The sequence below is a fragment of the Sphingobium ummariense RL-3 genome, from assembly GCF_000447205.1.
Taxonomy (GTDB): domain Bacteria; phylum Pseudomonadota; class Alphaproteobacteria; order Sphingomonadales; family Sphingomonadaceae; genus Sphingobium; species Sphingobium ummariense.
This window is the reverse complement of the sequence record NZ_AUWY01000117.1, coordinates 1-10727: the sequence shown is the minus strand read 5'-3', so window position 1 is coordinate 10727 and position 10727 is coordinate 1. Positions and strand designations below refer to the sequence as shown.

Annotated in this window: 14 protein-coding genes; 2 read left to right on the top strand and 12 right to left on the bottom strand. The window is 66.4% G+C overall.

Features of this window, described 5'->3' with window-relative positions; genetic code table 11:
- The 7 genes from M529_RS0124990 to M529_RS42080 form a co-directional block, all read right to left on the bottom strand.
- Nucleotides 1–206, bottom strand: a 206-nt coding sequence (locus M529_RS0124990) for a translation initiation factor IF-2 associated domain-containing protein (RefSeq protein ID WP_031295297.1), incomplete at its 3' end; no start/stop codon positions are given.
- A gap of 54 nt (nt 207–260) precedes the next feature.
- The gene (locus M529_RS42105; protein WP_021319236.1) at nt 261–932 is read right to left on the bottom strand and encodes a DUF448 domain-containing protein; all 672 of its coding nucleotides are present in this window, start codon (nt 930–932) and stop codon (nt 261–263) included.
- Nucleotides 933–1091: 159 nt separating this feature from the next.
- A complete protein-coding gene (locus M529_RS42100) occupies nt 1092–1328 on the bottom strand; it encodes a tautomerase family protein (RefSeq protein WP_021319235.1) in 237 nt (78 codons plus the stop codon).
- 5 nt (nt 1329–1333) lie between these two features.
- Nucleotides 1334–2908 carry a transcription termination factor NusA gene (gene nusA, locus M529_RS42095; RefSeq protein ID WP_021319234.1) on the bottom strand — a complete coding sequence of 525 codons (1575 nt, stop codon included), beginning with the start codon at nt 2906–2908 and terminating at the stop codon, nt 1334–1336.
- Nucleotides 2909–2922: 14 nt separating this feature from the next.
- Nucleotides 2923–3447 (bottom strand): ribosome maturation protein RimP, encoded by a 525-nt coding sequence (rimP, locus tag M529_RS42090; RefSeq protein WP_021319233.1) that lies wholly within the window; start codon nt 3445–3447, stop codon nt 2923–2925.
- 344 nt (nt 3448–3791) lie between these two features.
- Nucleotides 3792–4043: a hypothetical protein gene (locus M529_RS42085; protein ID WP_021316278.1), complete on the bottom strand. Its 252-nt coding sequence runs from the start codon at nt 4041–4043 to the stop codon at nt 3792–3794.
- Nucleotides 4044–4106: 63 nt separating this feature from the next.
- Nucleotides 4107–4316 (bottom strand): hypothetical protein, encoded by a 210-nt coding sequence (locus M529_RS42080; protein ID WP_021316279.1) that lies wholly within the window; start codon nt 4314–4316, stop codon nt 4107–4109.
- 148 nt (nt 4317–4464) lie between these two features.
- Between M529_RS42080 and M529_RS42075 the strand changes: the two genes are divergently transcribed.
- Both M529_RS42075 and M529_RS42070 read left to right on the top strand, forming a co-directional pair.
- Nucleotides 4465–5577 carry a sensor histidine kinase gene (locus M529_RS42075; RefSeq protein WP_021316280.1) on the top strand — a complete coding sequence of 371 codons (1113 nt, stop codon included), beginning with the start codon at nt 4465–4467 and terminating at the stop codon, nt 5575–5577.
- A gap of 7 nt (nt 5578–5584) precedes the next feature.
- On the top strand, nt 5585–6328 hold the full coding sequence (locus M529_RS42070) for a LytR/AlgR family response regulator transcription factor (RefSeq protein ID WP_021316281.1): 744 nt from the start codon (nt 5585–5587) through the stop codon (nt 6326–6328).
- Between the two features lie 129 nt (nt 6329–6457).
- Here M529_RS42070 and M529_RS42065 read toward each other — a convergent pair whose 3' ends face one another.
- The 5 genes from M529_RS42065 to M529_RS48595 all read right to left on the bottom strand — a co-directional run bounded on the left by M529_RS42065 (nt 6458) and on the right by M529_RS48595 (nt 10680).
- Nucleotides 6458–6805 (bottom strand): UrcA family protein, encoded by a 348-nt coding sequence (locus tag M529_RS42065; RefSeq protein WP_021316282.1) that lies wholly within the window; start codon nt 6803–6805, stop codon nt 6458–6460.
- 563 nt (nt 6806–7368) lie between these two features.
- Nucleotides 7369–8202 carry a phosphotransferase family protein gene (locus M529_RS42060; protein WP_021316283.1) on the bottom strand — a complete coding sequence of 278 codons (834 nt, stop codon included), beginning with the start codon at nt 8200–8202 and terminating at the stop codon, nt 7369–7371.
- Nucleotides 8199–8771 (bottom strand): septal ring lytic transglycosylase RlpA family protein, encoded by a 573-nt coding sequence (locus M529_RS42055; protein WP_040600037.1) that lies wholly within the window; start codon nt 8769–8771, stop codon nt 8199–8201. Before M529_RS42055 ends, M529_RS42060 begins: the two co-directional genes overlap by 4 nt.
- A 146-nt stretch (nt 8772–8917) precedes the next feature.
- Nucleotides 8918–9880: a type ISP restriction/modification enzyme gene (locus tag M529_RS42050; protein ID WP_021316285.1), complete on the bottom strand. Its 963-nt coding sequence runs from the start codon at nt 9878–9880 to the stop codon at nt 8918–8920.
- Nucleotides 9881–9922: 42 nt separating this feature from the next.
- Nucleotides 9923–10680, bottom strand: a protein-coding gene (locus tag M529_RS48595) for an IS5 family transposase (protein WP_128830903.1) whose coding sequence is annotated in 2 segments (ribosomal slippage) — nt 9923–10347 and nt 10347–10680 — 759 coding nt in all. Because the reading frame shifts where the segments join, the coding sequence is not laid out codon by codon here.
- Nucleotides 10681–10727: the final 47 nt, after the last annotated feature.

The window sequence follows — 10727 nt, the reverse complement described above, 5'->3', positions numbered from 1 at the left end:
GCTGGAGTGGGATCAGGCTGAGGCGCAGGCGCACCGCCGGCGCTTTCGCCCGGCTTGCCCAGGACGCGGCGCCGCTTCACCTCAACCACGACCGTATTCTTGCGGCCATGGCTGAACTGCTGCTGCACCTGACCGGATTCCACGGTCCGCTTGATGCCCAGCGGCTTGCGGCCCAGAACCGGCTTGTCTTCCTTGCTGTCACTCATACGACTGAACTGTACCCTTCACTTCAAACCCGGCCGGATAGGCCCGCCGGCGCCTTATACCATGCCGCCGAGGGCACCCGGCGCATCGGCGGAGCCATGCTCCTCCTGCGCGGGCGCCCCGGTAGCGCAACCCAGATAGCTTTCCAAGCGGCCGAGGGCCGTACGCAGGCGCAACGCCGCCCGCGAGTCGGTCACCGCGATATGGACGACATTATCCCGCCCCATTGCCATAGATAGGGCGTTCCGGTCCACAGGCAAGACGATGCCGGCAAGATCCGTGCCTTCCGCCTCCTGTCCGACACGCAGCGCCTGGTTGAGCTTGCGGTTGCCATCCGCCGCCGCATCGGAGGCGTGGAGGAGCAGCTGGACCTGTCCCTTGCGGCACGCCACCTCGATCTTTTCCGACCCGGTGAGCAGCATCGAGGCACGCGCTTCCAAGCCCAGCCGGTCGAGCAGCGCCCTGCGCAGGCCCGTTTCCACCAGGTCCGGGAGGTCGTCCGGAATGGAGAGGTCCCCGGTCTTGAACGAACGGGCGAGCGCGCCCTTGAGCTTGCCCTTCGCCAGCGCGGTTTCCAGCTCGGCGCGCGACACGCCGATCCAGGCACCGCGGCCGGGCGCCTTGGCGCGGATGTCGGGCAGCACTTGCCCTTCCGGCCCGACCGCGAGACGGACGAGCATGTCGGGATCGGCGCGGTCGCCGGTCAGGATGCATTTGCGTTCGGTCATGCGGCGCCTCCCCCTAGGGCGAGGGAGACCGCACGCGAAGCGAGTGGTGGAGGGGTTTCACCCTCTCGATAGCGCGATACCCCTCCGTCTGGCCTGCGGCCAGCCACCTCCCCTTTCAGGGGAGGATGGTGAGTATCGCCATGTCGAAGCGTCAGCCTCTCATCGGGGAACAACCGCAACATTCGCGTCCTCCCCTGCTGGCGGCGCGGGCGCACGATCGGCAATCAGGATGCCGCCCGCGCCGTAATTCTCGGTCGACACCTCGGAAATCACCACCTGCACGGCAGCCGCCGGCTTGCCCAGCCGCTCGACGAGCGACTTGGTCACATCGGCCACGATGGCGGCCTTCTGCTCACGGGTGGCGCTTCCCGCCAGACGGATATCGACGAAGGGCATCGGCCTTAGGCTTCCTCATCCTCGAACCAGTGAGCGCGGGCAGCCATGATGATCTCATTGCCCTGCTCTTCGTTGAGGCCATATTCGGCCAGCACGCCGCCCTTGCTCTCTTCCGAATTTTCGTTCTTGCGGCGGCGCTGATCCACGCGCTTCTTCGCGATCAGTTCGTCGGTCGCAAGGTCGGCGAGGTCGTCGAGCGTCTTGATGCCCGCCTTGCCCAACGTCACCAGCATGGCTTCGGTGAGGTGCGGAAGCTCCGCCAGCGCATCCTCGACGCCCAGCGCCTGGCGCTCTTCGCGCGCGGCAGCCTCGCGGCGTTCCAGCGCTTCCTGTGCACGGCTCTGCAGCTCGGCCGCCAGTTCCTCGTCGAAGCCCTCGATCGAGGCCAGCTCGTCGACCTCGACATAGGCGACCTCTTCCAGCTCGCCGAAGCCTTCGGCGACCAGCAGCTGCGAGAGCGTCTCGTCGACGTCCAGCTCGTTCTGGAACATCTCGGACCGGGCGATGAACTCCTTCTGGCGCTTCTCGCTCGCGTCCGCCTCGGTCATGATGTCGATCGCCTTGCCGGTCAGCTGGCTGGCGAGGCGGACATTCTGGCCACGGCGACCGATGGCGAGGCTGAGCTGGTCGTCCGGCACCACCACCTCGATGCGCTCTTCCTCTTCATCGATGACGACGCGAGCGACCTGCGCAGGCTGGAGCGCGTTGACGACGAAGGTCGCAGTGTCCTCGCTCCAGGGAATGATGTCGATCTTCTCGCCCTGCATTTCCTGCACGACGGCCTGCACGCGGCTGCCCTTCATGCCGACGCAGGCGCCGACCGGATCAATGCTGCTGTCGCGGCTGATAACGCCGATCTTCGCGCGGCTGCCGGGGTCGCGGGCAGCGGCCTTGATCTCGATCACGCCATCGTAGATTTCGGGCACTTCCTGCGCGAACAGCTTCTTCATGAATTCGGGATGCGCGCGGCTGAGAAAGATCTGCGGCCCACGATTTTCGCGGCGGACGTTCAGGATCACCGAGCGGACACGGTCACCGACACGGACGACTTCGCGCGGAATCTGCTGGTCGCGGCGGATGACGCCTTCGGCCCGGCCGAGGTTGACGACGACATGGCCGAACTCGACCGACTTGACGACGCCGGTGATGATCTCGCCCACGCGATCCTTGAATTCCTCGAACTGGCGCTCGCGCTCGGCGTCGCGGACCTTCTGGAAGATCACCTGCTTGGCCGACTGGGCGTCGATGCGGCCCAGGTCGATCGGGGGCAGCGGATCGACGATGAAGTCGCCGACGACGGCGTCCTTCTTCAGCTTCTGCGCCTGCTTGATGTCGACCTGCTTGAAATAGTCGTCGACCGCCTCGACCACCTCGACGACGCGCCACAGGCGCAGGTCGCCGGTGTCGGGGTCGAGCTTGGCGCGGATGTCGTTTTCGGCGCCGTAGCGCGCACGGGCGGCGCGCTGGATGGCGTCCTCCATCGCCTCGATGACGATCGCCTTGTCGATCATCTTCTCGCTGGCGACCGAATTGGCGATCGCGAGCAGTTCGGCCTTGTTGGCGGAAATGGCGTTGGCCATGACTTCAGGAACCCTTATTCTTCGGTTTCAAATTCGTCCGCCCCTTCGGAGGAGAGCGGCATGGTAGCAGAAATCAGCGCGTCGGTCAGCATCAGCTTCGCTTCGCCGACCAGCGCGAACGGGATGACGACATCGCCGGCCTTGGCGTCCCGGAAAATGATGTCGTCGCCCTCGACGCCGTTCAGCACGCCGCGGAAGCTCTTGCGGCCCGAGACCGTCTCGGTGGTCGCGATCTTCGCCTCGTGCCCCGCCCAGTCGGCATAGTCGTGCAGGCGCGTGAGCGGACGGTCGATGCCGGGCGAGCTGACTTCCAGGCGATAGGCCTCCTCGATCGGGTCGGCCTCGTCCAGCACGTCGGAGAGGCGGCGCGAGATGGTCGCGCAATCTTCGATGACGAGCTGCTTCGTTTCCGGCCGCTCCGCCATGACCTGCAGCGTGTAATCCTCGCCCGACCCGAACAGCTTGATGCGCACGAGGTCAAAGCCGAGGGCGTTCACCTCCGGTTCGATCAGCGCTTTGAGTTCGGCGATGTCCGCCATGGATGCTCCGGGTCGTTAAAATGTGCGGCCTCCCCGCCGCAGGCGTTCCGCCCGCGACCCCGACATGTTTGACGATGTAAGGAAGCAAGCGCGATATAGGCAGGTTCGGCGGCGGCTGCAATATTATTCGTCAGCGGGGTGGCTGGATGATTTGGATGGCGGGTTTGGGTGGGAGTGGACATATGTTTATCCCCTTCCCCTCCCGCACGCGGGAGGGGCAGCGAGACTTACGAAGCGCAGCGGAGTTAGTCGCAGCGGGGTGGGCCTGCCGACTGTTGCGCCGGCCCACCCCCTAACCCCCTCCCGCAAGCGGGAGTGGGAAAGGTGGCCGGATCTACGGCCCCTCAGCTCGCCCGCTGCTCCAGCGCCGCGCCGATCATGCTGCGCCAAACCGCAACGTCGCCCGCCCGCGCCATCTGCCCGTCGGGCTCGCGCAGCGTGTGGAGGATCGCATAGGCGTCCTCGACATAATCCTGCCAGGCCGCGTCCACCGCGTCGGCCGCGTGCGGATCGCTGCCCTCGCCGTTCAGGCTCAGTTCGCGCCCCGCCAGCACGCGGGCGATGCGTTCGACGACGGGAGTGGCTGAAGTCGGCATGGCAGGCTCCTCTGGCTTCCTCTTTTCTGGCGTCAGTCTAGCATGATCGGCGGGGCGGAACCATCATTCGTCCGGCGTGAAGCCCGACGACGGCACCGGATCGCCATGATCCCCCGGGCAGGTGGTCGACGGCGGGTCGGACGCGTCCATCGAATCCTTCAGCCCCTCGTCCAGCTTTTCCTCGCGCGTCACGGCATGGTCCTGCGCATCGGTGGGGCGGTCGTCCCCCGCTTCCTCGCGGCTGTGGGGGCGTATGTCGGTCTTCTCGGTCATCGCTGCTCTCCTTCGGCATTTCAACGGCCGGCTGCCGCGCCAGGTTCCGGCGCGCGCGGCCCTCGCGCATCGACCAACATGCGGGACGGTTCGACCAGCATCGCCGCAAAGGGGCGACAAAAGCCGCGATCCGGCCTAGAGAAGCCTCATGACTTTCCTACCCGAAGATGGCGAACGCGGCGTCGCGCCGGCCGTCGCGCTCTATTCCATTCTCGGCTTCTGGTTCTTCTACGCCATCTGGGCTTCCCTGCGCGCGATGGCGATGGGCATGGACGCCCAGCTGGAAATCGCGGCGCGGCGCATGGTCGTCACGGTCATCGGCATCGTCGTGACATGGGTCTTCTACCTGGCGCTGCGCCGTTTCGACCACAAGCCGCTCGGCATCCGGCTGATCGCGGCCTTTTCTCTGGCTGCGCCCTTCGCGATCGCGATGGTCGCCGCCAACTACTACATGTTCAACATCTACTATCCGGTGGACGTATTCACCGACGGCGACCGCGAACAATATATCGGCCAGCGCAACTTCATGCTGATCTCCTTCATCGAGGACGGCAGCAACCGCTATTTCTTTCTGTCCGCCTGGGCCGGCCTGTACCTCGCCATCTCCTACGCCAGCGAGGCGCTGCGCACCGAACGCCGCGCCGCGCGGCTGGAACGGGCGGCGCAGCAGGCCGAACTGCGATCGCTGCGCTACCAGGTGAACCCGCATTTCCTGTTCAATACGCTCAACAGCCTGTCGACGCTGGTGATGCGCAACCGCCCGGACGAGGCGGAGCAGATGATCATGTCGCTCTCCAACTTCTACCGGACCAGCCTGACCGGCGATCCGCTGGACGACGTGCCGCTGGAGGAGGAGGTCCACCTCCAGAAGCTCTATCTGGATATCGAGGGGGTCCGCTTCCCCGAGCGGCTGAGCACCACCATCTCCGTTCCCGACGATCTGCTCGACGCCTGCGTCCCCGGCCTCATCCTCCAGCCGCTGGTGGAAAACGCGATCAAATATGGCGTCTCCCGTACCTCCAGCCCGGTGACGATCACCATCGCCGCCCGCGCCGAGGGCGACATGCTGCACCTCACCGTGTCCGACGATGGCGACAAGCCGCCGACGGAGGCCGACCGCGGCAACGGCATCGGCCTCGCCAATGTCCGCGACCGGCTCGCCGCCCGCTTTGGCGATCAGGCCGGTATCGTCTATGGTCCGCGCGAAGGGGGCGGGTTCATTGTCGACCTTACCCTGCCCATCGTTCGCCGGGGTTGCTGACATCGCCATGACCATCCGCACCATGATCGTCGACGACGAACCGCTCGCGGTCGAGCGGCTCCAGATGCTCTGCGCCCGCGAGCCGCGCATCGCGCTCGCCGGCACCGCCACAGACGGCGAGGCGGCTCTCCGCCTGATCGAGGGGCTTCAGCCCGACCTCGTCATGCTCGACATCGCGATGCCGCTGCTGGACGGCATCGGCGTCGCCCGCGCCGTCGGCCGCATGGGCATTCGCCCCGCGGTGATCTTCGTCACCGCCTTCGAGGGCTTCGCGGTCGAGGCGTTCGACCTGGCCGCGATCGACTATCTGCTGAAGCCCGTGGCGCACGACCGCCTCACCCGCGCGATCGACCGGGTGGAACTGGCGCTCCAGTCCCGCGTCCTCGCCCAGCCTGCCGTCTCGTCCGAACCGGAACCCGAATGGGCCGAGGAATTCTGGGTGCCCCACCGGTCGGAACTGATCCGCATCGGCGCGGCACAGATCGACCGGATCGAGGCGGAGCGCGACTATATGCGCCTCCATGTCGGGACGCACAGCTACCTCCTCCACCAGACGATCAGCGCGCTGGAGGAGCGGCTGGATCCGCAGCAGTTCGTGCGCCTGCATCGCTCCCACATCGTCCGCCGCGACCATATCGCCCGCCTGCGCCACGACGGCAGCGGCGTCTGGTTCGCCTGCCTCGCCGACGGCGAGGAAATCCGCATCGGCCGCACCTTCCTCGCCAACGCCCGCGCGATGACGGGGCGATAGCGACGCCTGGCGCGTAGGCAGTTATCCTCCCCTTCCAGGGGAGGATGAAAGCGGCTGTTCCATGAACTACCAATCAAAAAAGGCCCGGAATGACCCGGGCCTTTTCCCTTCGTGAAACCTGATGGATCGTCAGTTACCGACCACCGCCCGCTTGTTGTTGCCGGCTTCGGCATAGCGCTGGCCGCTTTCGGCGCGGGCGATCGCCGCAGCGACCGGCGTGTCGACATGGGCAAGGGCCTTCTTCTTGCAGGCCTGCTGCACCGACAGGTCGCCATTGGCGCACACCCGCGCGGCGGCGCGGTTGATGCGCGCGCGCAGCTCCTTCTGGTTCTCGGCCTGCGCCAGGTCGAGATCGCCGAAGCGGACCTCCATGGTGCGGCCGTTGGAGGCGAAATCCTCGGCCGAAGCAGCGCCGGCGGTGCCCAGCAGGACGGCGGCGGCGGAAAGGGCGGTGAAGAACTTGACGGGGGCGATCATGGCAAAAGTCTCCTCGAACTCGATATGCTGCCCGGCCTGCCGCCAGGGGGCTGCGGCGTGGCGGGTGGCGAACGGAGCTGCCCGGGGTCTTGGGTCGGGCCGTGCCCCGTTCGCCCATTCTCTCTACGCCGACTGGCCGGCGGGCGCGCGCCGCCTTCGACCGGAGGCGCCCCGGCTCGGCGAACGACGGACCTGTCGACAAAGGGCGGACAGCGGCGGACGAACGGCTCGACGAACGACATCGCCTGCGACATGAGCGACATTTCCGTAACGGAAAGCAGCCGTGGGCATGTCAGGCGGACATGAAAACGCCCCCGGCGCAAGGGAAGGCCGGGGGCGTATCCAGGATGCTGTCGGGCACTCCGGGATCGGTTGAAAATGTTCGCCTTTCACACGACGCCGGGCCGGGTGAACCGTCGCTTAACGATCGGACGGGCGCCTGTCTTGAAACCCATCATAGGGACGGGACGGGCGGCCGCTGCGTTCATTCGATGACCGGCCGATGCGGTGCGCCGGGCGGCATCAGCATGCCACGAACGACGGACAGGCTTCCACCAACGACGTCAGCCGCCCCGCGCGGGCAACCCCGCCTGTGCCAGCGCGTCGTCCAGATAGCGTTCGAACGCCGCGTCGCGCCCCGGTGCCCGATGCTTCAGCCAGGCCAGCGCCACCAGCGGCCGCCAGGCGGCCAGCGCCTCGTCCTCCAACCCCGACAGCTGCTGGTAGGTGCGCAGATAATGGCGTCCCGCCATGTCCCGTCCCCACCCCTTGATGCGGCTGTCCGACTGTCCGGGGCCGAAACGCAGCAGCATTTCCGTGCGCACCACGTCGGCCGCCGGTGCCGCCCGCGCCGCGCGGGACCAGTCGATGACGGTCAGCCCGTCGCGCGTGACGATCAGGTTGGCGGGGTGCAGGTCGCCATGCGACAGCCGGTCGCCTTCGACCAGCTGGTCCAGCCGCGCCAGCGCCGCGTCGCGCAGCGCGCCGCCCACCGGCCCCAGCTCGATTTCTTCCGCCAGGATCGCCTTGCGGCTGCGCATCAGCGGCACCTGCTGCTGATGGATCCTGTGCTGCAGCCGCACCATCTCGCGCATCGCCCACAGCGCCTCGTCGGGGCGAGACCGGATATGGCGCAGCAGGTCGCGCCCCTCGATCTCTGTATAGACGATCCCCTGCCGTCCGCCGACCGCGCGCCGCTCGACCGCACGGGCGACCGGCAGGCCGGTAGCCTGGATCGTCCGCGCGGCGGCGAACTCGCGTTCGATGATGCCGCCCTCGATCCCCTCGTGGAACAGCTTGAGTACCAGCCCGTCGCCGATGCGATAGACCTCCGCGCTCGCCCCCTCGGCGATGAAGGCGGCGCGGTCCGGCCCCCGCTCGGGCAGGACGGCCGTCATCGTCCCGCCGCCAGCTGCGCGCGCAGCTTCGCCAGCACGCCTTCGGAAACGCGCGGCCGCTCCGCCGCCTCCTTGCCGTCGCGCAGCTTCCTGCGGTCCTTTTCCGGCGGCGTCACCACGCGCACCCGCACCGGCGCGACGCCCCGCGCGCGGATGCCCAGCTGCTCGGCCGCGCCGCGCGACAGGTCGATGATCCGCCCGCCGCCTGAAAAGGGGCCGCGATCGTTGATCCGCACCAGGATGGTCCGCCCGGTTTCCAGCGCCGTCACCTCGACATAGCTCGGCAGCGGCAGCGTCGTATGCGCCGCCGTCACCGCCTTGGGGCGGAAACGCTCGCCATTGGCGGTCTGGTTCCCGGACTCGCTGCCGTACCAGCTCGCATAACCCAGCATGTCATAGGTCGGGTCGGCGGCAGGCACGTAGGTCGTGCCGCGCACCTTGTAGGGCGGCCCGACCCGCACCGGCGTATCGCTGACCGGCCGGTACCGCGTCCCGCCGCCGCACGCCGCCAGCAGTATCGTCACGGCCAGCACGCCGCCGCGCATCGTCCCGGAAAGTCCGCCGCTCATGCTCGCGCCCTAGAGGGATTTCCCATCGGATGGAATATCCGCGACCGGGATATGGGGGGAAAAGGGACGAACCGCGCCCCGTTCATCCCTATGTGGCAATGGCATGGCGATGGCCCTCGAACGCCCAGGCCGGCCGAGTTCCAGCCTCATTCGTCTCGATCGTCACGCCGTTCGATTGCCCATCCGCTGCGATCCAGTTCCTGCATCCCGCCGGTAATGGCGACCGTGTCGACGCTCACCCGCACGACCTTCGCCAGCAGCGCGATCATGCCCTCCTTGTAGTCGGCGAAGCGATAGCTGTTGAACTTCTCGCGGATCGTCGGATCGCGCGGCGTCTTCTCCTTGTGCTGGTCCAGCACCCAGTCGATCGCCGATCGGTTGCCGAGCCGATAGTCCCACGCCTCGCGCGGAATGCCCGTGATCTGCGTGTCCTCGTCGACGCGGACGAGCCCCTGCTCGGGCATCGACTTGAGGATGGGCTTGGGGTGCGTGCCCTCGGCGCGCTTCGGATTGGGGGTATCGATCCGCTCGACCGGGCATGGCTCGACCTCCTCATAGCCGATATGCATCGCCATCAGCGCCTCGCCCCAGGCGGCCCAGCGCGCGAAATCGGGATAGAAGGGGATGCGCGGGAACTCGCGCTTGAGATTCAGCGCGTATTTCTCGCGATAGACGGGGTCGTGGAGGACAGCATAAACATAGTGGAAGATCGCGTCCTTGGTGACGCCCTTCCTGCCATACTGTTTGACGAACTTGTTGAACGCCCAGTCGGTGATGTTGTCGATGCGCTCGCCGGATTTGGTGTAGCGGTAGCGGGCGACCTGCTGGTAACCATCGACCGCCGCGCCGAAGTGAAGGTCAGCGATGCCACTTACGGCCAGCACGCAATAGTCGGTACGTGAGCCAACGTCGCTGAAGCAGATTGCCTCATTGGCCGCGCCGAGAGGAAAAACCGTGTCGGAAAGCCCGGGGCGGTCGATAAACAGATCGGAGTGATAGAGCCACTCCGCATGAAACGGACGATATGCGGCCCGCCTTACACGACTGCGATCATAGGCTTCTGTAACGCGCGCACGCTTACGGCGCTTAAGCGTTTCCGACCATTTCATGGTATCCGGAAAGTGATCGGCACTAGGCTCAGGACTCGTTGATCACAGCCAGAAGAGCACGGTAGCTGCGAGGGCGATGGCGGAGAAGAAGACGGTTGGGCAGCGGTCGTAGCGGGTTGCCACACGGCGCCAGTCTTTCAGGCGGCCGAACATGATCTCGATGCGGCTGCGGCGTTTGTATCGGCGCTTGTCGTATTTCACTGGAAAGGAACGGGATTTCCGGCCCGGGATGCAGGGCGTGATGCCCTTTTGCTCGAGCGCGTCCCTGAACCATTCGGCGTCATAGCCCCGGTCAGCCAGCATCCACTGCGCCTTGGGCAGATCATCGAGCAGGGCTGCCGCGCCGGTGTAATCGCTGATCTGGCCGGCCGTGATGAAGAAGCTCAAGGGGCGGCCGTTGGCATCGGTGACGGCGTGAAGCTTGGTGTTCATGCCGCCCTTGGTCCGTCCGATCAGGCGGCCGAGATCCCCTTTTTTACCCCAAGGCTGGAAGCCGTGCGGTGGGCCTTGAGATAGGTCGCATCGATCATGAGGGTCTGCGGTTCGGCTTTCTGGGCGGACAGACCCTCCATCATCCGGCCAAACACGCCCATCTCGCCCCACCGTTTCCATCGGTTGTAGAGCGTCTTGTGCGGACCGTATTCCCTGGGCGCGTCTCGCCAGCGCAGCCCGTTGCGATTGACGAAGATGATCCCGCTCAGCACCCGCCGGTCATCAACCCGAGGCTTGCCGTGACTCTTGGGAAAATACGGCGACAAACGCGCCATCTGCTCGTCCGTCAGCCAATACAGGTCGCTCATGCTCAGTCTCCTCGCGGAGCCTGAATCACATCGCTCTCAGCCAATCA

Coding starts and splice junctions, on each gene's coding strand:
- M529_RS42105 (WP_021319236.1), bottom strand. CDS start 932: ATGACCGAACGCAAATGCATCCTGACCGGCGACCGCGCCGATCCCGAC.
- M529_RS42100 (WP_021319235.1), bottom strand. CDS start 1,328: ATGCCCTTCGTCGATATCCGTCTGGCGGGAAGCGCCACCCGTGAGCAG.
- nusA (WP_021319234.1), bottom strand. CDS start 2,908: ATGGCCAACGCCATTTCCGCCAACAAGGCCGAACTGCTCGCGATCGCC.
- rimP (WP_021319233.1), bottom strand. CDS start 3,447: ATGGCGGACATCGCCGAACTCAAAGCGCTGATCGAACCGGAGGTGAAC.
- M529_RS42085 (WP_021316278.1), bottom strand. CDS start 4,043: ATGCCGACTTCAGCCACTCCCGTCGTCGAACGCATCGCCCGCGTGCTG.
- M529_RS42080 (WP_021316279.1), bottom strand. CDS start 4,316: ATGACCGAGAAGACCGACATACGCCCCCACAGCCGCGAGGAAGCGGGG.
- M529_RS42075 (WP_021316280.1), top strand. CDS start 4,465: ATGACTTTCCTACCCGAAGATGGCGAACGCGGCGTCGCGCCGGCCGTC.
- M529_RS42070 (WP_021316281.1), top strand. CDS start 5,585: ATGACCATCCGCACCATGATCGTCGACGACGAACCGCTCGCGGTCGAG.
- M529_RS42065 (WP_021316282.1), bottom strand. CDS start 6,805: ATGATCGCCCCCGTCAAGTTCTTCACCGCCCTTTCCGCCGCCGCCGTC.
- M529_RS42060 (WP_021316283.1), bottom strand. CDS start 8,202: ATGACGGCCGTCCTGCCCGAGCGGGGGCCGGACCGCGCCGCCTTCATC.
- M529_RS42055 (WP_040600037.1), bottom strand. CDS start 8,771: ATGAGCGGCGGACTTTCCGGGACGATGCGCGGCGGCGTGCTGGCCGTG.
- M529_RS42050 (WP_021316285.1), bottom strand. CDS start 9,880: ATGAAATGGTCGGAAACGCTTAAGCGCCGTAAGCGTGCGCGCGTTACA.